The following is a 22,034-nucleotide window of genomic DNA, read 5'->3' on the forward strand; positions in this document are numbered from 1 at the left end:
TAAATCAGGGACGGGTATCCAAATTTCTTGATTTTTAGTTAATTTGATAGCCCATTCCACGACAACGCGACCTTTTGCTTGCGCCCATGTAGATAATATTATAAATAATGCTCCTGTGGTTGAGCCATGAAAAAATTTAGGAGACATTTGCTGATTTTTATATTTAGGTATAGCTTCACCGTCAACAAACTCATAAGTAGTATCATTTTCAGGAAGTGCGAGAAATTCTTCAACGGTGAGTTTAATTTTTACTTGAGTCATTATGGGACTCCTATTTGATTTTTTGAAAGTTAGGAATTTCATATTCCCGACTTATTTAAGAAGTCGGGGATATTGTTGTTAAGAAATTATTGAGGATTCCTATATTTAATTTTAGTGATCAAAAAACAATCCTCGCAGTTTAAATTAAGCGCCACGTTTTAATGATGCTTCTACTTTTTTAAATTCTGCATCTAGACGTTTTTTGAGTTTTTCAGGAACGGGACGGTTAGGATAAGAACTATAATGTCCCGCAAGGGAGTTGAGGGCTGTTCTCATGGTTGTAAAAGAGCTAAGACTCGCAACAGCACTATTTCTCTGGTAACGGGCTGAAAAATCGTTAATTTTTTGACGGGCTTCTGTTTGTAGGGCGGCCTGTTCAGGAGAACCTTGTGGTAATTCTATAGCTTGTCTCAAAGTATTGACCACAGCTAAGGTATCTTGACGATAATCCCCAGTTAAACTATCAAGACTACCACTACAGCCAATTAAGCCGATAACTAAAACTAAAACTAAAGAAAGCAGACGCGACCAATAGCTTTTCATAAGCATTAAGTAAAAAAAACTAAATCACGTCTATCCTATCTTGAATCGGTATAGTTACTAAAAATTATCAGTTCTCTATTATCAGTTCTCCCCAATTTTCCATGACTCGATATAAAGTATCTCGTTGCTGGTAAGGTCTGTTTATAGATGTTATGGCATTCTGTAACGTTTCTACTTCCATACAAGTACCACCTATAGCCCCGGCCATGGTGGTAATATGTTCTTCCATTAAAGTCCCACCGAGATCATTACAACCCCAATTTAAGGCCGTTGTAGCCCCAGCCAGTCCTAATTTTACCCAACTTGGTTGATGATTGGGTATATAATTTCCCAGGTAAATTCTGGCGACAGCGGTTAACAGCAGGGAATCAGTTAACACTGGTTGATCCCTTCCTACCCGTCTGCGTAAGGATTTGGGTGCTTCTTGTCCCACAAATGGTAAAACAATAAATTCAGTAATTCTAGCAGCATATCCTGTTGCTATTGCCTTTTGTTGGAGCGATCGCAATTTTTCTAAATGTCCAATTTGTTGTTCTGGAGTTTCAATATGTCCAGATAATATGGTACTAGTAGTAGGTACACCTAATTGATGGGCTGTACTGACAATTTCTAACCAAGTTGCTGTATTAATCTTTTCTGGACATAATACCCGTCTCACATCATCATCTAATACTTCTGCGGCTGTTCCGGGCATAGAACCGACACCAGCATCTCGCAAAGCTATAATGACATCAGTATAGGAAATTCCGTCTAATCTGGCGATAAATTGGATTTCCTGGGGTGAAAAAGCGTGTAAATGTAAGTGAGGAAATTCGTTTTTGATGGTTTCTACCAGTTTCAGATAGTAAGTTAAAGACTTGCCATTTATTCGCGCTTCTGGGTGTAGTCCTCCTTGCATACATATTTCCGTTGCTCCTCGACGCACTGCATCTGTAGTTTTTGACAAAATCTGCTCCCAATTTAACCAGTAAGCATCCTGATCACCATCATCGCGGCGAAATGCACAAAAACTACAATGTTGTTCACAAATGTTAGTAAAATTAATATTTCGGTTAATAACGTAAGTAACCGTATTTCCGACTTGTTTTTGTCGTAATTGGTCTGCTGTAGCTTGAATTTGTGTAATTGCTTCTGGGTGAGTTTGTTTTAATAAAAATACACCATCATCCGGGGATATATTAGTATCTGTTAAAGCAGACTCAAGAATAGAATCAACAGTTATATTAGTCATTGGTGATCAATCAAATATAAACGACTTATTTAAGTTTTATAATAAATTGAAAGGAGAACCAATATCAATAGATAATATTGATCAAGTTAAATTTAACCCTCAATACCTTGACACAAAATACCTAAAATCTTGTTTAACTCCTGAATATAATAATTATTCAAATCAATAAATATATCAGTCCCTTGCAACTTCAAGAACTTCCATATATCTCCAGTTGTCACAGCCCCATAAATAGTTTTAATTTCATTACCTTCCTGTTCATTAAACAACTGTGCTGCTAACATTGCTGCTGCACATTGACCCAAACCACCTTTAATATTTTCATTTTTAGCTTCTACAATAATTATTACAGGAGCATTAATTGTTAACTGTTCCTTAGAACGACTGATAACAAAATCACAATAACCATTTAAACCTCTCTCAATATCAACATTAAAATCCGTACCAGAAAATAAACTAATTTGATAATTAGCTTTACGTCTAACTTCTAATAAAATTGGCGTAATAATCATTTCTGAACGTGCTTTTTCCGTATTTATTGCTAACGCGAGTTCTGTAGTTTCTTCTAAAGTGTTAGTTAACTTTTCGCTGATTTCTATAGGTTCTACGGTAGCAAATAAATCAGCTTCTTCATTAATTGTAATATGAAAATTATTCCTAAACTTAGTTAAGCTAAAATCACTATAAGCCATTGCTCTTACCTGATTATTTTCAATAGGTTATCTAAAATTTAAAATCTCTTTAATTATAGCAGTATACTTTTCACCGAATAGGTGCATCTTTACCCTTAATCTCAATATCCCTTTGTTTTGATCATATTAAGTGTATGATACTCTATGGAAAATTAAGCTTTATACAGACAATTTGGCAATTTAAGATTTACCACGTAGCTTATGAATACAAACTCATCAAATTCCCTATTACCAGTTCCCTGTGGTGCATTGAGAATTTCTGAACTGACACCAGACCCTAAGAACGAAAACAATATCATGCTGCTATCTATAGTAATTCCTACCTATAAAGAGCGTGACAATATCGAAAATGTAGTTAATATCTTGAGTGGGTTATTGGATAAGACTATTCCTGGTAATTATGAACTAATTGTAGTGGATGATGATAGCCCAGACCGGACATGGGAAGTAGCGGAAAATCTCATACCAGATTATCCCCAATTGCGGGTAATGCGTCGTCAAGAAGAACGGGGACTATCTTCGGCGGTAATTCGTGGCTGGCAAGTGGCCAGAGGGAGTATATTAGGTGTAATTGATGGAGATTTGCAACATCCTCCAGAAGTGCTGACACAATTATGGCAGAAAATTGAACAGGGAGCAGATTTAGCAGTAGCTAGTCGTCATGTCGAGGGTGGTGGTGTGAGTAGCTGGAGTGTAATTAGACGCTTTTTATCCCGTGGGGCGCAGGTATTGGGACTAGTAATTTTACCAGAAGTTGTGGGTAGAGTATCTGACCCAATGAGTGGTTATTTTATGGTAAGACGAAATGCGATCGCTAATACTACACTTAATCCCATAGGATATAAAATTCTTTTAGAAGTCATTGGCCGGGGACAAATTGGGGAAATTGGTGAAGCTGGTTACATCTTCCGGGAACGCACAGAAGGAGAAAGCAAAGTCACATGGAAACAATATGTAGACTATATTCAACATTTAATCAGATTACGGTTATCTACTGGGAGAATAGGAAAAATTAGTCAAAAAGTCAACTTTCCTGTTGGGCGATTTCTCCGTTTTGGTGCAGTAGGATTGAGTGGCGTATTTGTAGATTTAACCATATTTCACCTCATGCGTACCGTGATCAATTTAGGGTTAACTCGCAGTACAATTTTATCCGCCGAAATAGCAATTCTCAATAATTTTCTTTGGAATGATTTGTGGACATTTGGGGATATTTCCCGAAAACAGACAGGAAAGCGACAGCGTTTCAAAAGATTCTTGAAGTTCAATATAGTCTGTTTAGCTGGGATAATCATCCAAACATTAGTAGTCAATTTTCTTTACAATAACTTAGGTATGAACCAGTATATAGCCAAATTAATAGCGATCGCAGTGGCCACAATTTGGAATTTCTGGGTTAACCTAAAACTAAGCTGGCGAGTAACAGAAGTCAAGTAAATCCATTAATTCATCTGCGTTTATCTGCGTTTATCTGCGTTCAATAATTCTTCAATTGTTAAGATTAACTTTTTGCTTTTGATTAAACAAACCGGACATACTCATACCCATTACCAACAAATTAAACAATCCCAAGCCATTTAAAATTGGATAAGCGGATGATTATGAATATCTGCGTCGCCAAACTTTGAGTCCCTCAAACCACAAAATACTAAACACCCCTGAAATAAGACTAACTAATAAATCATCAAAATGCAGAAAAGAGAACCGAAATAAATGGCGTAACAAAGGAACATAAAGCACCAGTCCCATAAACACCACACCACCACCCAATACCCACCAAAGTGCTGCATTAGGAGTGTGTAACATTTCGGGAATAGTCCGCGACCAAGAACGATTAGTTAATATCATACTCAAATTCGAGACAATGAGAGTAGTAAAAGCTAGAGTGCGGGCATCAAATTCTCCATGTCCAAAATAAAAAGCCACAGCAAATACAACCAGCAGCACCACCAACACACTTACCCCTTGCAAAAGTGCTAATTTCAAGGTCCGACGGCTAAATAACGACTCTCTAGGATTACGTGGTGGACGGTGCATGATATTGGTTTCTTCTGGTTCGGCTTCAAATACTATAGTACAAGCGGGGTCAATAATTAAATGTAGAAAAGCAATGTGAATAGGCAATAGCACCAGCGGCCAATGAAATATTACTGGAATCAAAGACATTCCCGCAATGGGGATATGAACCGCCAAAGTATAAGCCATACCTTTTTTCAGGTTATCAAATACTCGCCGTCCTAGCCTGACAGATTGGACAATAGCAGAAAAATCATCATCTAACAATACTAAATCCGCAGATTCACGGGCGACATCTGTTCCCCGTTCACCCATAGCAATGCCAATATTTGCGGCTTTCAAGGCTGGGGCATCATTTACCCCGTCTCCGGTCATGGCCACGATTTCACCGCAGCGTTTCAGGGCATTGACAATCAGTAATTTTTGTTCTGGAACAACCCGCGCAAAGATATTCACGGTTTGAATGCGAGACAGTAATTCACCTTCTGGGATTGTTTCTAGTTCTGCCCCGGTAATCACTTCTGTGGCAGGTTTTAGCCCAATTTGGCGGGCAATATTTTGGGCTGTGGCGGGGTAATCTCCTGTAATTATTACTACTCGTATACCAGCGGTGTAGCACTCGGCAATAGCTGGGGCTACAGTTGGACGCACGGGGTCGGCCATACCTAGCAGTCCCAAAAAGGCAAATTCAAAGTCATGTTGGGCTTGGGGAAGAGACTTGAGGGTTTTGTTTTTTTGATGTTGTCCAATGACTTTTGCTACACCTAAAACACGCAAACCAGCCCTGGCCATTTGATTAATCTGCTGTTGCAGGTCTTGGATTTGCTGGTCATTAAAATGACATAAATCTGCGATCGCTTCGGGAGATCCTTTAGTAGCAACTATTAATTTATCCTCTGGAGATTGCCACACACAGGACATGGCCAATAATTCACCTGTAAGGGGATATTCCCGCAGTATTTCCCAGTCTTGATGTAAATGTTCTGTTCTGGCTAAATAGTCATCACCCACTTGTTTTAGGGCTTTTTCCATGGGGTCGAAGGGGTCTTTGCGACTGGCTAAAATCCCAAATTCAATTAATTCATGGAAAGTTTCTGGTAGTGGTTCTTGTTCATGCAGGGCAACATCGTAAAATTGCGGTGTTAAATTTGTAGATTCATATACAAATAATTGCTGAACTGACATCCGGTTAAAAGTCAGTGTTCCGGTTTTATCTACACAAAGAACAGTCGCAGAACCCAGTGTTTCTACCACAGGGACACGCCGAGTTAAAACCCTGGACTGGGAAAATCTCCAAGCCCCCAAAGCCAGGAAAATTGCCAATACTACAGGAATTTCATTAGGTAAAATTGCCATAGCCAGTGCCAAACCTGCCAAAACTCCTTGTAGCCAATCGCCCCTAGATGCACCGTAAATAACGATCACAGCCACGCAGATAGCGATCGCTACAAAGGTCAATTTACTGACAATTCTGCGAGTTTCCCGTTGCAGAACCGTGTCTTCCTGTGTTACAGTTTGCAGGGCTTTACCAATTTTCCCCATTTCTGTTTGCATACCCGTGGCATAGACTTGGGCAATTCCTTGACCTTGAACTATCAGGGTTCCTGAATAGACAAAAGGCAAATCTTCACCACCGGGACGGTGCTGTGCGCTGCTTCTGATAGTGTTTTCTAAATCAGTGGTATCCCTGATAGATTGCTTACGAACAGGTAAAGATTCCCCAGTTAATAAGGATTCATCAACACTCAAATGGGTAGACCATATCACCACAGCATCTGCTGGAACTCTATCACCCTCCGACAAAACAATCACATCTTCACGCACTACTTCCCGTCCTGCAATGCGTTGACGTTTTCCATCACGAATGACTAATGCACGGGGACTAGAAAGATCCCGTAGTGCTTCTAGTGATTTTTCTGTTTTTTGTTCTTGGTATAAGTTAATGCCGACAATAAAAAAGATGAAACCTAACAAAATTAAAGCTTCTTGAGCATCACCCAAAAATAAGTAAATGATACCACAGCCTAATAAAAGCAGAAAAATTGGCTCTTGAAAGATTTCCAGGGCAATTTCCCAGATTTGACGATGTTGGGTAGATGGTAACTCATTATATCCTTCTTGTTTGAGGCGATTACCTGCGGTGAGTGCAGATAATCCCCTAAGAGATTGAACCTCAATTTTATGAGTCATGATAAAAGCTGATGATCATGCTGCGCTATTAAAGACGATACCAATACCAGTATCCGCTACTTCCATAACTACAAAATCATCCCATGTCAAGATTTTTATCGTGACTAAACTGCCATTAGACAGATAAGGATTTTAGTGTTCCATGAGTGCTTCTTGCCTTGTGCTATGAATGTTTCTGTTAATTAACGAAAGAATCATTGTAAATCAAGGGTTTCAGGTTATTCTGCCAGAAAAACCGATCACTCAACCGAGTGGTTATACTTATTTAATGGATGTGATGGAATGTTAATCAAAGTGTTAAAATGATTCTACCTAGATGATTGCCTTTGGCAATGTTCTTAGATAAAGTTGGGGAAAAACATTCCGGCAGATAACGCCTTTACACAGATCTAATCCAGATAGTGCGTGGGTTAAAAACTTGAATTTTGTTTTAGTCCACCTATCCCTGACTAAAGCCAAACCATAGGTAAACCTTGTTTATGTAGTAGCAAAGAAAATTTTGTCCGTCATGACTTTAAACAGTTTAATGGATAGAAATGCTGATCAAATCTTGATTGAACATTCTTTGCTGTTGATTATTGACAATTTTTATTCAAAAACTATACATTCAAGACATTTAAACTTACAGTTAGTTAATATACAGTATAACCATCACCCTGAAATAAATTCTGCCCAAAGCTGAAAGAGGAGAAGATAATGGACCCAATAATTTTGATTATATTTTTAGCTCTGGTAGGTTATGCCTTAGCCTCTGCAAAGATGGTAAATCAAGGGAATGTTGCTTTAGTTGAACGATTAGGGCGATATCATCGTAAACTTAACCCTGGACTGAGTTTCATTGTTCCCATCATTGATCAAATTGTGATGGAAAACACAACCAGAGAGCAGCTTTTAGATATTAAACCGCAAAATGTAATTACTAAAGATGGTATCTACTTAGAAGTAGATGCAATTGTTTATTGGCGGATTAAAGATATTGAGAAAAGCTTTTATGCCATTGATGATCTAGAACAGTCTCTAGCAAACATAGCCACAACTACCCTCCGGGAAAATATCGCCCAAAATTCCTTAGAGGATACTAATATGTCTAGAGATCAGATAGACAGAACCGTATTAGGGGCATTAAATTCAATTACAGTTACATGGGGAGTTGAAATCACGCGATTAGATATTCAGAGTATCACCCCACCGGAGACTGTACGCAAATCAATGGAAGAGCAACAGAACGCGCAAATAAAAAAACGAGCCGCGATTTTAGCCGCAGAAGGGGAAGAAGAGGCGGCGGTGAAGAGGGCGAAAGGAACTAAAACATCTATAGAGATTATTTCTGAAGCCTTGCGTTCTCATCCCGAAAGTAAGGATATTTTACGGTATCTTGTTGCCCAAGATTACGTAGATGCTAGTGAGAAATTGGGTGCAAGCAATAATGCCAAAATTGTGTTTGTAGATCCTGCTAACTCAACGGAAATGTTCCAAGAGTTGATTTCTGATTCGGTACAAGAAAATCACATTAAAAACCCTGGTAACGGCAATGGTAATGGTAATGGAGCTAATTGATATGGTGTATTTTATCTAGATGAGGTACACTTTTAGCGGGCAAGATGCCCGCACCACAAGATTTTTATGATTAATATTTGTACCTCATCACATCGGAAACTGCTGTAATTAGTAGGAATGACGAAAAATGGCATCTGTCACCAGAGTTACTTCTTGCATTTCTTGAACATCATGAACTCGCAGAATATCTGCACCATTAAAAATGGCTGCACAACAGGCTGCGGCCGTTCCCCAAATCCGTAATGTTGGATCTGGTTGGTTGAGGATATTACCGATAAAACTCTTGCGAGATGCTCCTACTAAAATCGGAGTATTAAGTGTTTTGAGCGATCGCAAGTGGCGGAAAATTTCTAAATTCTGCTCATTATTTTTGGCAAAACCAATACCAGGATCAATAATAATTTTACTGGGGTCAATTCCTGCCCGGATAGCATCAATAATTCTCTGGGATAAAAAGCTATAAATATCACCTATTAAATCTTGATAATCTGTAAAATTGGCCATATTTTCCGGTTTTCCACGGATGTGCATTAAGATAATTGGCACATTAAAACTAGCCACAGTTGGCAGCATTTCTGGATCATAAGTACCAGCAGAAATATCATTGACTAAATCTGCTCCCGCTTGGATAGCGGCCTTAGCTACCTCAGACCTCGTTGTATCTACAGAGATAGGGACATCAACTACTGGACGTAGCACCTCCAAAACAGATAGAACCCGCTCAAGTTCTGCATCTATTGATATTTGCTTCGCCCCTGGACGAGTTGATTGTCCACCAATATCAATGATATCAGCGCCAGCGGCAACCATTGCTTGTGCTTGGGTTAAAGCGGCGGAGATAGTATTAAATTTACCACCATCACTAAAACTATCAGGGGTGACATTTAAAATCCCCATGATATAAGTCCGCTTTCCCCAGATAAAACAGTGATTTCCGATAGTTAGTTTGTCATACATTGTACACTTTCCAAATTGCTAATTACCCCAATCCCCAATCCCCATTATTGATAATTGACAATTCTGGCAAAACTATCAGCTTCTAGACTAGCTCCACCGACAAGAGCGCCGTCAATTTCTGGTTGTGCCATAATTTCATCAATATTATTCGGTTTAACTGAACCGCCATACTGAATAGGAACTAGGGGATTAGTCAACTGACTGCGAATTAAGCCAATTACCCGATTTGCTTCCTTTGATTCACAGGTATCACCAGTACCAATAGCCCAAATTGGTTCATAGGCAATAATCAAGTTGTTTTGATCAATATCTACCAAGTCCTTTTCTAACTGGGTGCTAATTATTGATTCTGTTTCCCCCGCGTCTCGTTGTTGTTTAGTTTCCCCAACACAGAGAATGGGAGTGAGTCCATGTTTTTGAGCGGCCTTGAGACGGAGATTGACAGTTACGTCAGTTTCCCCAAAGAATTGTCGTCTTTCACTGTGTCCAACAATGACATAACGCACACCGATTTCCGTGAGCATAGGGGCGGCGATTTCCCCGGTATATGCTCCATTTTCTTCCCAGTGGACGTTTTGCGCCCCCAAATTTACACGGCTACCATGCAAAAATTTGGACAGCAAGCTTAAATCGGTGAAAGGAGGACATAATACCACTTCTCGTATTGAGGGGGTTTCCTCCAGGTGAGGCAAAAATCCGCTTAAAAAGGCTGCGGATTCTGCCTGGGTTTTAAACATTTTCCAGTTACCAGCAATAACGATTTTCCGCACAGGTGATTTAATCAAAATTTTAATGCTACTAGATGCACTTTTTAATTTACTACTTTTTTAGGACTATTCACGAAGCAGAATGACAACAAAAATCAGTAAATAAATAATTTAATGTATTAAATATTGATTATATAAAATGAAAAAATACTTATGTATTGCTCCTAGAGAGATTGTATAATAGATATATTTACTACAAATTGGGATAAAACAGGTAAGGTTCATGCAGTGGTGTTTCATTTGCGAATTTTGATGGTAAAATCTACATTGAATGGGATGGTACGGAAAGGATGATATGGTTTTAGGGTTTATTCGTCCTGAATATCGGCAATTTGCAAATTTTTCTGTAGCTTAAAACACAGTCATTAATAGGGTGCGTCAGATGTCAAAAATCTGTTTATCTGCAAATTTCACGGTTTATCTGCAAATGCCATACCGCAATTGGGACAATGAATATCAAAGCTACTCCAAACAGATGTTTTATGATAGTCCCAATAATAGCCATGTTTAAATAATTTTGTTGAACAATTCCAGCAATAGTTTATGTGTGTTTGATGTCCACAAGTTCTACAGTCTGCTGTGTATTTTTTTGCATCTTGTTTTGGGTGAAGATCTACGCTGGTACTACCACAATTCAAACAAAATAAATCATTAGTAGGTTTTGGATCTTTTGTAGTTCCATTGTTTGCATTTTTATTACTTTCTAAAAGATACTCAAAAGCCATTCCAATTAATTTTTTTAGGTTATCTGTAAAATTTGGTTTGTGCGTAATATATCCATATTTGTGAAATGGAAATGTAGGTTTTTGATCTTCTTCTTCACCAAAATAAATTTTATCACCTCCATGATTTGTCATTTTTACTGGTTTCTTTTCACCAGTTAAATCATTACAGGGGTGTAAGATAAAAACATAATAATCCGTGTCGCTATATTTATCATTTAAATTTTTTATCTCATAATTCAAAGATTTTTTGTAATTATAATTTTTAAATTTAGCATCAAGCACAAGATAAATTTTTCTATCATTAATGGATATTTCCAGGATAAAATCAGGTCTTTTATTATTTGGGAGTGTTTTTTGATAATATAAAGTAATTGTTCTACCATTCAAATTTCCTGTAAAATTAATAGTTACCTGATTATTCAAATTATTATTCTCAGGATTAATAACTTTTAGGAGTGTACGAATATCCTGTGATTTGTATTGAAATCCGTATGGTTCTTTTAATGTCTTAATTATAGAAACTAAACACCATAATTCATAAATTTGAGGTATTTCTCTCATACCATAAGTTGTAGCTTTTTCATAAAGATCAAAAACTTCCAAATCTATTCCCTCAGATTTTAATATTTCTTTATATGAATTTAAAGCGTTTCGATAACTTATATTTTGAATAAAAGTCATTGAAGATGTAAAACCTTGAATATTTTGCCATTTAATAGTTTTAAAAAATGTCTTTCTTATTCTTTGTTCTATTAATGGTAATAATTTTTGTTGTTCTTTTACAAATTCATCTAAGTCTTTAATTTGCTTTTCAAGTTTTTTGATATCATTCTCTAGAGTTTTGACTTGATTTTCTCTTTCTTTTATGTCTTTTTGTGTTAATATTTGAACCCAATTATTTGATTCTAATTTTTGTTTATTATTGAGTCGTTGATTTAATATATTTTTTTCAACTTCTATCAAATAGGGTTCTATCTTTTTTATTCCCGTTATCGTGAACTGTGGGTAAGTCTTTCCTTTATCCACTCTAATATCACGATCTTTTATAAAAGAAAATTCAAATGTATATTTTTGTTCTTCTTCCAAATAATTTAAACACGCATAAGGAAAGTTGATTAGACAAAATGGTGTCTTATCGGTTTTGCACCAGAACCCACTATTGGATTTTTTATGTTTATATTTAATGTATATACTTAGGGTATAAAATTTCTGTTGACTATCAAATGGCATATTACGACTAATGTTTTGCCATTCTTCCTCCATATTTTGCACTTTTTTTTCTTGTAATAAAATTTCTTCTATAATTTCTTCCTGATTAACTTGAGGATTAGGATCATTTAAAATTTTAATTTTAGCCTTTTTATCATTTATTTTAAATTCCAAAGATTCTAACTGTTTGCTAGTATAATTAATATTATTTGAAACAATTTTATATATACTATTTAACATCAAACATAAATAGCGATTTTCATAAATATCGTAATTTTCAATAAATGTTTTTGAAGGTAAAACCCTAGCACTACCACCAATACTTACTAATTTTCTGTAAGTTTCAGCAATAGGTTTTACTTTCTCTATTTTGGCAATACCTTTTGAGGTTAATAATTCAGATTTAGGTTTTGTTTCAATTGCATCATAAGCTTTTAAAAAATCAATAATTGACTTACTTTCTGAATAACGGAATATTTTATCATAGTATTTTAACTCTAATCTACTAGAAGTTATTTTTGATTTTTGGGAGGTGATTAAATTCCATAATTCACCCTCAAAATCATTTTTAAGTTGTTCAAAGTCAAAATCCAGAATATTGCTATTTATATCAATTGAAATAAAATTGTCTAAAATGCCAATTTCAATTTGACCAATTGTATTTATAGAAGGACAATGATGATATCCAATTCCCCTTTGTCCTATCTCCCATTCTCTTTTAATTATCCATAAATCATCTTTCAAATTAAAAAGAGACTCATGATATTTGCCGTCACTACCTTTTAAAAAGGGTGTGTGCGGTGTTTTTACACAAAATTGAAAATACTTACCATCCTCTTGAGTATAGAGAACAATATCATATTCATAAGTATTTATGTTGGCAGGTTTTATTGTTGGTTTCAATGGCCTTGCGCTTTTGGTGATACTTAAATATTTGTCGCGTGACTCCCATTCAACAGAAATCATTAAAACTTCAAAATCTTTCATCATGTCTTTCCTTTATATTATGCAAAAAAGTTAATTTCAGAGTCAATTTGAGGGTTATTTTTGGCTTTTTTTATCATTTCCGACATAAAAGCATCGGAGACTTTACCTATTTCTTCACTACCGTCTGTTTTATGGTAATAATCTTTAAACAGAGTTTTGAGATGAGAAACGAGAAGTTCTAATATCTCTAATTTACTACTACCATTTTGGGAAATTTGGCTACTATCAAAGGAAAAGCGAGGTAGGATTTTTTGAATAATGATTATATTTAGGGAAATTTTATCATTATTATTGTAATTTTCATAAACTTGCTGATTAAATTTAGCATAGTTCAGTGATTGACGAATAGACCTAATACCAAAGTCAATATTTAAAGGTAACAGAAATTTTTCATTTATTTCTTTTAAATTCATACTAATGTAGGAATCATCCATTGCAGGGTATTCTTCCCTTTGAGAAAAAACAAGTGGGTTAACATAAACTGGTGCTAATTTCCGATCATATTCTGAACTTTTAAAAAATGTTTTTACCTTTTGTTCATAAAGTAGTGGATTTTCAAACTTGACAATGTGTACACGATCTAATATCTTAGGTGAAAAGTAATTTGTGGTTTCATCAACATTAATAGCACCAATAAACCTGACATTATTCGGTATCTTGATAGTAGATGGAAATTTCAAAATATCCATTAAACGTCTTTTGGTTTTGGTGTGTAATTGCAAAAGCGATTCTTTTTCATTGTTACCAAAAATTTCTAAAAAGCGCGTTCTTGCCTCATCATTGTTTAAAAAGTCCTGCCAAGATTTTATTTCAATATCCTTAGCAATGTTTTCAAGCAGGTTTAATAAAGTCTTAAATTCTGATATGAATAATTCTTCTTCATGTTTGGCATATAATTCAATTTCTGGTTCATTACTGCGTTCTTCTAATTTTGAAAGAAAATCTGCAAAGTAATATTCAACTCTTGCTAAATTCATCTCATCTAGGCAAATGAGATATAATTGATCTGGATTGTGAATAGCCTCTACTATTGCTTCTGTGAAAGGTGTGGGCAGAAAAGACATCTGAATAGGGTTATAATATCCCAGCAAATCATCTGAACTTGTCCAATTAGGTTTAACAGGTATAATCTTGGCAACTCCACCCAATGCTTCCGCAAATGCTTTGACAATTTGGGTTTTACCCGAACCTGACAAACCACTCAAAACAATTAAATCATTTGTTCTTAATAGGGTCAGAAAATTTCTGATCTGAAATCTTGTATAAATCAGCTTTTTCTGATGAAATAAATATTGATGTACATGATCTGCTAATTTTACAAAACTACTTTCTAATTCGTTTTCAAAACTTAAATAATTACTAGGAATAACGTATTTTTCTCTGAATAGTGAAATATACTGTCTTTCCTCCTCCTCGTTCAAAAACTCTAATTTTCGGCAAATATTAATCCTTTGCTGGAGAATTTTTATGGTGTTTTCCATTTCCGTTTTTTGATTTTTTATTTTGTCAAGTTGTATTTTATTGAACTCTATTTTTTCACTTAACTCCGATATGAAACTCTCATTTTTTGAAATTTCGGTGATTTTTTGAGCGATTGTTTCCTCCCAATATTTAATTGTCTGATTTAGTTCGTTAATTTCATAATTCTTTTCCTCTATGGCTTTGACAAGACTATTTAATTTTTCTCCCTGTTGAACTCTATCAACAGTAGTTTTTAATAAATAAGGATTGTTCCTTTTTCTCTTTTCCTTTAGGCTGGCTAATTCACACTGAAAATAATACCGTTCATCTTTTTCTAATTCATAAGGATCGTAAATAAATACATAATCAATATGATCACCATTAGGATATTTTATTTTTCGTCCGTTATGATCAAGAACAGATTTAAAATGTCCATAACGACTACCTGGGTTTACGGTTAGGACTCCAGATAATACAAGAGATGAAATTTGATTGTATTCAAGAATGTCCTTAATCAACTCACTATCAGATTTTGCTAGTAGTTTATTAAATTCCTGTTCATCATTTTCAGTCATAGGCTATTTGATGGTAATTGCGTTTTTATGCTTACCAGCAACTAAGATTTGCTGTAACATTAACTTAGCTATGGATATTGTCAGCGTTAGAGCATTGTTGCTAAAAGTCTTGATATTAGTTTTTACATTTATATAAAATACAACTATCTGTCCCCTTATGGAACTATACGGTTAAAAGCTTAAAAAAAATTAATCAAGTAGTTAAATGAAGTAATTTATACATTCATTACCATTCTCCAGGTTATGGATAATGCCACGGTACGTGATCAGAAACTTATCAAATTTCCCCTGAGATCATGCAAAGTCGGAAATCTTCTTTAATCTCAGGCAAAAAATTCTGTTATCGGCATAAGCTAACGATTGGGTTATTAGTAAACTGTAAAGGTTAAACCCCCAGCGCACACCGAGAATTAAGGATAAATCAGAAATGACGAAATTTCTAGATACTGCTATTGAAGCCATTGTCGCCCGCGAAATCCTCGACTCACGGGGTAGACCAACCATCGAAGCCGAGGTACACTTAGCTAATGGCGCTATCGGACTGGCACAAGTTCCCAGCGGGGCTTCTACAGGGTCATTTGAGGCTCATGAATTGCGTGATGGTGATAAAAGCCGTTATGGGGGTAAAGGCGTACTCAAGGCGGTCCAGAATGCCAATGAGGTACTAGCCCCTAAGTTACTAGGTTTGGATGCTCTCAACCAAGAAGCCCTAGATAAATTGATGATTTCCCTAGATGGTTCACCCAATAAGGCCAATTTGGGAGCAAATGCAATTTTGGGCATTTCCTTGGCTGCTGCAAAGGCTGGTGCGGAGTCTTTAGGTATTCCTCTCTATCGCTATTTAGGTGGACCTTTGGCGAATTTATTGCCTGTCCCTTTAATGAATGTGATCAATGGTGGAGCGCACGCAGCTAATAATGTAGACTTTCAAGAGTTTATGATTGTCCCCATTGGCGCTCCTTCTTTTAAGGAAGCTTTGCGTTGGGGTGCGGAAGTATTTGCTACTCTCAGCAAGGTGTTAGATGATCAAGGTTTGCTGACGGGTGTGGGTGATGAAGGTGGTTTTGCACCTAATCTAGAATCTAACCAAGTAGCTTTAGAATTGTTGGTAGCAGCGATTAAACAAGCTGGTTATAAGCCTGGTGAAGAAGTAGCCTTGGCTTTAGATGTGGCTGCTAGTGAATTTTACAAAAATGGCCAATATGTTTATGATGGTAAACCCCATAGTCCTGTTGAGTTTATTGATTATTTAGGTCAGTTGGTTGACCAATATCCGATTGTATCTATTGAAGATGGTTTACATGAGGAAGATTGGCAAAGTTGGCAATTACTAACTCAGAAAATTGGCTCAAAAGTACAATTAGTGGGTGATGATTTATTTGTAACTAACGCTACCCGCTTACAAAAAGGCATTGAACAAAAAGCCGCTAACTCGATTTTGATTAAGTTGAATCAAATCGGTTCTCTAACTGAAACTTTGGAAACCATTGATTTAGCCACTCGCAACGGTTTCCGCTCAGTAATTAGCCATCGGTCTGGGGAAACAGAAGATACAACTATTGCTGATTTAGCTGTAGCTACTCGCGCTGGTCAAATTAAAACCGGTTCTCTGTGTCGCAGTGAACGGGTAGCCAAGTACAATCGCTTACTAAGGATTGAACATGAATTGGGCGATCGCGCCATCTATGCTGGTACTATTGGTTTAGGACCAAAATAGGTTACAGGTGACAGGTGACAGTAAAAAGAACGTAAGAGGTTTAATAAATATCTTTCCGTTCCCTGTTCCCTGTTCCCTGTTCCCTTTTAAGGATAAAACCCAATTTTAGGTAGTCCCAAGGTTTCATCCCAGCCTAGCATGATGTTCATACATTGAATGGCTTGTCCGGCTTGACCTTTAATCAAGTTATCAATCGCTGACATAACAATCACTCGGCCGGTGCGGGGATCAACTTCTATGCCAATGTAGCAGGAATTACTTCCACACGCCCATTTAGTTTGGGGATAAGTGCCACTGTTACAGATTTTTACCCAGGGAGAATTGCGATAAAAGGCGTTATAGATGGTAATTAAATCATCACGTACTAAACCGGGATCACGCATGGTAGCATAGACAGTGGCTAAAATCCCCCGCACCATGGGGATTAAATGGGGTGTAAATTGGATTGTCACCTCATGTCTAGCCAATTCGCTACAAATTTGCTCAATTTCTGGGGTGTGGCGGTGTCTAGCGACGTTATAAGCCCCCAGGGAGTTATCAGCTTCCGCTAACAGCAGGTTAACTTTGGCTTGTCTTCCGCCCCCGGATGTGCCAGATTTAGCATCAATAATGGCTGTTTCGGGAACTATTAAACCTTGTTTTAACAGGGGAGACAACGCTAGTAAACTAGCTGTAGGATAGCAACCAGGACAGCCGATTAGATTCGCTTCAGCAATACGCGAGCGATATAATTCTGGTAGACCATAAACTGCTGTTGCTGCTGTAGTGCGATCGCTTCTTTCTGTACCATACCAAGTAGTATAGGTTTTCAAATCACTAAAGCGATAATCGGCGCTCAGATCAAGTACCCTAGAACCTTTTTCTATAAGTTTAGGAGCAATTTGGCAAGCCAGTCCATTGGGTAAAGATAAAAATACCACTTGACAACGACTAGCAATGATGTCCGGTTCTACAGCTTCAATAGGTAATTCTACTATATTACCAAAATGTGGGTAAAGGTCGGCAAAGGATTTACCCGCACTGCTTTCACCACCTAAATAAACTAGTTCTACTTCAGGATGATCCATTAGTAGTCGTACTAATTGTACCCCGCCATACCCTGACGCGCCAACAATTCCCACTGGTACGCGTCTTAAATTTACCATGATCTTAAATCCTTATCCACTTTTAGTTATCTATTATCAATCATCAGCAGTCAAGTTACTAGCTAATTACTGATGAGTTGTTATTGAACTTTGGCTGAATTATATAGCAAGGAGTATCTTTTAGGGTACTTATAATCACAAATATCTTTGATCACTAATCACACTTATAGTGTGTAGATGATTGATAACGATAAATATTATATTTTTATAATATTTTTGACGTGACAGAAAATTCTCAACTGCAAAAGTTTGGCGAATATATTCGCACAATTAGAAAAACCCAAAATCTTTCCCAAGAACAGTTAGCAGAACTGTCAGGACTACATCGCAATTATATCGGTGGTGTTGAACGTGGTGAAAGAAATATTGCTTTGTTAAATATTATCCGTATTGCTCAGGCTTTGGGAATGTCACCCAGTGAATTATTAAAGGGCTTAGATTAAATGGTATCTCCTTATTTGGGTATTCCGGTTGAAAAATGGGCAGATAAAACTAAAGAACTGATAGAAGAACATCCTCTAGATGCTAATGAAATCTATGAGATTGTTATCAGCGTGTGGGAGGAAATATTTCAGTCTAGTATCACCAGTCGGGGATACAAAATAGGTAGAGATATATTTCCTAGCCCGCAAATTATCGGTTCACTATTGCATGAGTTGATACCATTAGAATTATCTGGTAAATATCCCCAACTATGGCGACGGGAAAAGGATACTACAGAAAAGGATTTAGTTTACATCCCCAATGATAATTTTTCTATTGAAATTAAAACATCTTCTAGTCCCCGCAATATTTTTGGTAATAGGAGTTATGCTCAAAAAAGCACTACTGGTAAAACAAAGAAAAGCAAATCAGGATACTATCTTGTGATTAACTTTGAAAAGATTGAGAATAAAAGACAACAAATAGATAATCTATCATTAGTAAATCCCAAAATCAAACTTGTACGTTTTGGGTGGATAGATCAAGAAGATTGGCAAGGACAGGAATCTGAAACTGGTCAACAAGCCAGCATAAGTCCTGATGTCAAAAAATTTAAATTAATTCAGTTACCTTTACCAAAGTAGTGATAATTGCTCAATTCTACTATTTTTATCTTGCAAAAAAGTTTCAATTCTATTAGCAGCAATATCACAATAATCTTGACGAATTTCAAAACCAATTACTAGACGATTTAAATCTAAAGCTACCATAGCAGTAGTACCTGAACCCAAAAATGGATCTAGGACAATCTCATTTTCATGAGAAGAGGCTGTAATTATTCTTTGAATAACAGCAGAGGGAAACTGTGCAGGGTGTGGTGTCCGTTCTTTTGATGATCTATTTTGTCCAGACGTAACTTTTGGAAATTCCCAAACATCAGTAGGATTTTTCCCTAAAGGATTAACTTTGATTTTTCCGTTCTTTTTTTGATTGGGATATTTGACATTAGGATCACGAATATCGTCAAGATTAAAAGTATAGGCTTCTGGATTTTTCACATACCATAAAAATTTCTCATTTCTAGGGGAAAAAAACTTACTTCCTGCCACACCAGCACCATAATTCCAAACAATTTCCTGGATTAAATAAAAAGGAATTTTATCCCAAAGCAAATAGGAAATAGGAATTGCTTTAGCACGATTTTTAATGGATAAATAACCTAAGTTTAACCAAAAAGCTCCATCATATAAAGTCAGACGATAAACTTCTGTTATCCATTTTTCACACCAATTTATATAATCATCCAATGGTAATAAATTTTCATATTCTTTACCAATGTTATACGGTGGGCTGGTGACGGTTAGATTAATTGATTGATCTGGTAAAATTGCCATTGCCTCTAAACAATCTAAATTATAAATGAGACAATTACACGATTGAAAGTAGGGTTTACCTAGTAATTTACTGATATCCGTGAATTTCATAGCTTCATCCTCCATGTATATGGTACTCTAAACTGGCTATAGTATAGATGAACTATTTAATTGTCAAGTAACAGTTTGCTAATCCCACAAAAGCTCTAATTCTGAGAAATAAGCTACAATATAAAATAAGAAATTAATTGTTAGAAAAATTTACCTTGGTAGCTGGAAATTTCCTGTGTCACAGCCTCAGACCACTCAAACCTTTAAATTCGATTCTATTGAGTCCGCTTTATCTGATTTTAAAGCGGGTCGTGTCGTCGTTGTCGTAGATGACGAAAATCGAGAAAATGAAGGAGATTTAATTTGCGCCGCCCAATTTGCTACGCCTGATATGATTAACTTTATGGCTGTGGAAGCCAGAGGGTTGATTTGTCTAGCAATGACAGGCGATCGCTTGGATGAATTAGACTTACCATTAATGGTCAGTAAATTAACGGATACTAACCAAACCGCTTTTACCGTTAGTATTGATGCTGCTCCCCATTTAGGCGTAACCACAGGTATTTCCGCCGAAGACCGGGCCCGGACTATCCAAGTCACCCTCAACCCAGCCACAAAACCGGAGGAGTTACGCCGTCCTGGTCATATTTTCCCCCTGCGGGCTAGACCAGGGGGTGTACTTAAACGAGCCGGACATACAGAAGCCGCTGTAGACCTAGCCAGACTAGCGGGACTGTACCCAGCGGGAGTAATTTGTGAAATTCAAAATCCTGATGGTTCGATGGCACGTTTAAACCAGTTAGTGCAATATGCCCAAAATCACCACCTGAAAATTATCAGTATTGCTGATTTAATTAGTTATCGTCTGCAAAATGATCGCCTCATATATCGAGAAATTGTTACCAAACTACCCAGCGAGTTCGGTCAATTTGATATTTACGGCTACCGTCATACAGTAGATAATACAGATCACGTCGCCATTGTCAAGGGAGATCCAGCAAATTTCCAAGATCAACCTGTCATGGTGCGAATGCACTCGGAATGTTTAACCGGTGATGCTTTGGGTTCTTTGCGCTGCGACTGTCGGATGCAGTTACAAGCAGCATTAAAAATGATTGAAACCGCTGGTCAAGGTGTCGTTGTTTACCTGCGTCAAGAGGGACGGGGAATAGGCTTAATTAACAAATTAAAAGCCTACTCTTTACAGGATATGGGATTGGATACGGTAGAAGCAAATGAGCGCTTAGGATTCCCTGCTGATTTGCGTGATTATGGTATGGGGGCGCAAATTCTCATGGATTTGGGGATTAAAAAAATACGTCTGATTACCAACAACCCCCGAAAAATTGCTGGTCTCAAGGGTTATGGTTTAGAAATTATAGACCGTCTCCCGCTGTTAATTGAGTCCAATGATTACAATACCTATTACTTAGCTACCAAAGCCGAGAAATTGGGTCATATGTTGTTGCAAACTTATCTTGTCACAGTAGCGATACATTGGCAAGATGAACCGGAATCAATTACTAAACGCTATGAACGTTTGGAAAAGTTACGGTATTTATCAACCCTTCAACATTTATTATTACAGGAAGAAGCCCGTCCCCTGGGAATCGCTTTATTTGATCAACCATCTTTAACAGTGCATTTAGGTTTTGACCAAGCTAATATTGCTGAAGCTAATTGGTATCAGCAAAAAGGTCATCCTTACCTGCAAGCAATTTGCTTGATTTTAGATGAAATAGTCACTTTACCCTATGTTCAGAAAATGGAATTTCTGATTTCTAACGGTAGTGATCCGCTGAGTAATTTACAAGTACAGTTAGATAGACAAACTTTATCAGATGGTGTATTACCGTCATCTTTGAAAGATCACTTGCAGACTCAACACATCTACAGTTTTATTAAGTAAGATATCCTGAAGTTCCAGAGTCGGAAAAACCTTTCTCACCCTCTCCTTTTGGGGAGGGACAAAGGAACTTTTGGATATATTTTTTAAATAGTTCTTCCTTATCCAGTTCAGGATATCATATTTTAAATGAGATGTCAATAGTTTTATTACCTTTTTTCGGCGATGTTTTTAAGGTGTTGGGGGTTAATGTTTTATTGCTTTGGTTTATTGGTTGATGATTTTTTTTCGCGCAAAGACGCAAAGGA

Annotated in this window: 17 protein-coding genes; 6 read left to right on the top strand and 11 right to left on the bottom strand. The window is 36.8% G+C overall.

Going from position 1 to position 22,034, the window contains the following annotated elements; translation table 11 throughout:
- The 4 genes from ACIR131C_RS0107080 to ACIR131C_RS0107095 all read right to left on the bottom strand — a co-directional run.
- The coding region (locus tag ACIR131C_RS0107080) for a Uma2 family endonuclease (protein ID WP_028089633.1) at positions 1-261 on the bottom strand (261 nt) is incomplete at its 3' end.
- Between the two features lie 144 nt (positions 262-405).
- The gene (gene psb27 / locus ACIR131C_RS0107085) at positions 406-804 is read right to left on the bottom strand and encodes a photosystem II protein Psb27 (protein ID WP_028082886.1); all 399 of its coding nucleotides are present in this window, start codon (positions 802-804) and stop codon (positions 406-408) included.
- A gap of 67 nt (positions 805-871) precedes the next feature.
- Complete coding sequence (cofH, locus tag ACIR131C_RS0107090) at positions 872-2,035, bottom strand: 7,8-didemethyl-8-hydroxy-5-deazariboflavin synthase subunit CofH (RefSeq protein ID WP_028089634.1); 1,164 nt, start codon at positions 2,033-2,035, stop codon at positions 872-874.
- A gap of 92 nt (positions 2,036-2,127) precedes the next feature.
- Entirely contained in the window at positions 2,128-2,727 is a 600-nt protein-coding gene (locus tag ACIR131C_RS0107095; RefSeq protein ID WP_028089635.1) for a hypothetical protein, read from the bottom strand.
- Between the two features lie 201 nt (positions 2,728-2,928).
- On the opposite strand from ACIR131C_RS0107095, the gene ACIR131C_RS0107100 reads away from it, so the two are divergent.
- On the top strand, positions 2,929-4,164 hold the full coding sequence (locus ACIR131C_RS0107100) for a glycosyltransferase (protein WP_028089636.1): 1,236 nt from the start codon (positions 2,929-2,931) through the stop codon (positions 4,162-4,164).
- Between the two features lie 162 nt (positions 4,165-4,326).
- Here the strand turns inward: ACIR131C_RS0107100 and ACIR131C_RS0107105 are convergent, their stop codons facing one another.
- Positions 4,327-6,933 carry a cation-translocating P-type ATPase gene (locus ACIR131C_RS0107105; protein ID WP_028089637.1) on the bottom strand — a complete coding sequence of 869 codons (2,607 nt, stop codon included), beginning with the start codon at positions 6,931-6,933 and terminating at the stop codon, positions 4,327-4,329.
- Between the two features lie 696 nt (positions 6,934-7,629).
- Between ACIR131C_RS0107105 and ACIR131C_RS0107110 the strand changes: the two genes are divergently transcribed.
- Entirely contained in the window at positions 7,630-8,490 is an 861-nt protein-coding gene (locus tag ACIR131C_RS0107110) for an SPFH domain-containing protein (RefSeq protein WP_028089638.1), read from the top strand.
- Positions 8,491-8,598: 108 nt separating this feature from the next.
- Here ACIR131C_RS0107110 and folP read toward each other — a convergent pair whose 3' ends face one another.
- From folP to ACIR131C_RS22160, 4 genes are all read right to left on the bottom strand, one after another.
- Positions 8,599-9,447 carry a dihydropteroate synthase gene (gene folP / locus ACIR131C_RS0107115; RefSeq protein ID WP_028089639.1) on the bottom strand — a complete coding sequence of 283 codons (849 nt, stop codon included), beginning with the start codon at positions 9,445-9,447 and terminating at the stop codon, positions 8,599-8,601.
- A 44-nt stretch (positions 9,448-9,491) separates the two neighbouring features.
- Positions 9,492-10,217 (bottom strand): triose-phosphate isomerase, encoded by a 726-nt coding sequence (gene tpiA / locus ACIR131C_RS0107120; protein ID WP_028089640.1) that lies wholly within the window; start codon positions 10,215-10,217, stop codon positions 9,492-9,494.
- A gap of 407 nt (positions 10,218-10,624) precedes the next feature.
- Entirely contained in the window at positions 10,625-13,138 is a 2,514-nt protein-coding gene (locus ACIR131C_RS0107125) for a nuclease domain-containing protein (protein ID WP_035371624.1), read from the bottom strand.
- Positions 13,139-13,152: 14 nt separating this feature from the next.
- The gene (locus ACIR131C_RS22160) at positions 13,153-15,171 is read right to left on the bottom strand and encodes an AAA family ATPase (RefSeq protein WP_035371626.1); all 2,019 of its coding nucleotides are present in this window, start codon (positions 15,169-15,171) and stop codon (positions 13,153-13,155) included.
- Between the two features lie 427 nt (positions 15,172-15,598).
- Here ACIR131C_RS22160 and eno point away from each other — a divergent pair, with 427 nt between their 5' ends.
- Positions 15,599-16,888, top strand: coding sequence for a phosphopyruvate hydratase (gene eno / locus ACIR131C_RS0107135; protein ID WP_028089642.1), 1,290 nt, complete (start codon positions 15,599-15,601; stop codon positions 16,886-16,888).
- An 86-nt stretch (positions 16,889-16,974) separates the two neighbouring features.
- Here eno and argC read toward each other — a convergent pair whose 3' ends face one another.
- Positions 16,975-18,033, bottom strand: a complete 1,059-nt coding sequence (argC, locus tag ACIR131C_RS0107140; RefSeq protein WP_028084571.1) for an N-acetyl-gamma-glutamyl-phosphate reductase — start codon at positions 18,031-18,033, stop codon at positions 16,975-16,977.
- A 221-nt stretch (positions 18,034-18,254) separates the two neighbouring features.
- Between argC and ACIR131C_RS0107145 the strand changes: the two genes are divergently transcribed.
- Together ACIR131C_RS0107145 and ACIR131C_RS0107150 are read left to right on the top strand one after the other, a co-directional pair.
- Complete coding sequence (locus tag ACIR131C_RS0107145; RefSeq protein ID WP_028089643.1) at positions 18,255-18,476, top strand: helix-turn-helix domain-containing protein; 222 nt, start codon at positions 18,255-18,257, stop codon at positions 18,474-18,476.
- Entirely contained in the window at positions 18,477-19,100 is a 624-nt protein-coding gene (locus ACIR131C_RS0107150; protein WP_028089644.1) for a ScaI family restriction endonuclease, read from the top strand. It begins immediately after the preceding gene.
- Here ACIR131C_RS0107150 and ACIR131C_RS0107155 read toward each other — a convergent pair.
- A complete protein-coding gene (locus ACIR131C_RS0107155; RefSeq protein WP_028089645.1) occupies positions 19,089-19,940 on the bottom strand; it encodes a DNA-methyltransferase in 852 nt (283 codons plus the stop codon). The genes ACIR131C_RS0107150 and ACIR131C_RS0107155 overlap by 12 nt on opposite strands.
- 175 nt (positions 19,941-20,115) lie before the next feature.
- Between ACIR131C_RS0107155 and ribBA the strand changes: the two genes are divergently transcribed.
- Entirely contained in the window at positions 20,116-21,789 is a 1,674-nt protein-coding gene (gene ribBA / locus ACIR131C_RS0107160; RefSeq protein ID WP_028089646.1) for a bifunctional 3,4-dihydroxy-2-butanone-4-phosphate synthase/GTP cyclohydrolase II, read from the top strand.
- Positions 21,790-22,034 lie beyond the last annotated feature (245 nt).

The sequence above is a fragment of the Dolichospermum circinale AWQC131C genome, assembly GCF_000426905.1.
In the GTDB taxonomy this organism is placed as follows: domain Bacteria; phylum Cyanobacteriota; class Cyanobacteriia; order Cyanobacteriales; family Nostocaceae; genus Dolichospermum; species Dolichospermum circinale.

Bases quoted from the DNA above. Each gene is read 5' to 3' on its own strand.
- ACIR131C_RS0107125 (WP_035371624.1), bottom strand. From the start codon at position 13,138: ATGATGAAAGATTTTGAAGTTTTAATGATTTCTGTTGAATGGGAGTCA.
- ACIR131C_RS0107105 (WP_028089637.1), bottom strand. From the start codon at position 6,933: ATGACTCATAAAATTGAGGTTCAATCTCTTAGGGGATTATCTGCACTC.
- ACIR131C_RS0107150 (WP_028089644.1), top strand. From the start codon at position 18,477: ATGGTATCTCCTTATTTGGGTATTCCGGTTGAAAAATGGGCAGATAAA.
- ACIR131C_RS0107095 (WP_028089635.1), bottom strand. From the start codon at position 2,727: ATGGCTTATAGTGATTTTAGCTTAACTAAGTTTAGGAATAATTTTCAT.
- psb27 (WP_028082886.1), bottom strand. From the start codon at position 804: ATGAAAAGCTATTGGTCGCGTCTGCTTTCTTTAGTTTTAGTTTTAGTT.
- ACIR131C_RS0107155 (WP_028089645.1), bottom strand. From the start codon at position 19,940: ATGAAATTCACGGATATCAGTAAATTACTAGGTAAACCCTACTTTCAA.
- argC (WP_028084571.1), bottom strand. From the start codon at position 18,033: ATGGTAAATTTAAGACGCGTACCAGTGGGAATTGTTGGCGCGTCAGGG.
- ACIR131C_RS22160 (WP_035371626.1), bottom strand. From the start codon at position 15,171: ATGACTGAAAATGATGAACAGGAATTTAATAAACTACTAGCAAAATCT.
- cofH (WP_028089634.1), bottom strand. From the start codon at position 2,035: ATGACTAATATAACTGTTGATTCTATTCTTGAGTCTGCTTTAACAGAT.
- eno (WP_028089642.1), top strand. From the start codon at position 15,599: ATGACGAAATTTCTAGATACTGCTATTGAAGCCATTGTCGCCCGCGAA.
- folP (WP_028089639.1), bottom strand. From the start codon at position 9,447: ATGTATGACAAACTAACTATCGGAAATCACTGTTTTATCTGGGGAAAG.
- ACIR131C_RS0107110 (WP_028089638.1), top strand. From the start codon at position 7,630: ATGGACCCAATAATTTTGATTATATTTTTAGCTCTGGTAGGTTATGCC.
- ACIR131C_RS0107100 (WP_028089636.1), top strand. From the start codon at position 2,929: ATGAATACAAACTCATCAAATTCCCTATTACCAGTTCCCTGTGGTGCA.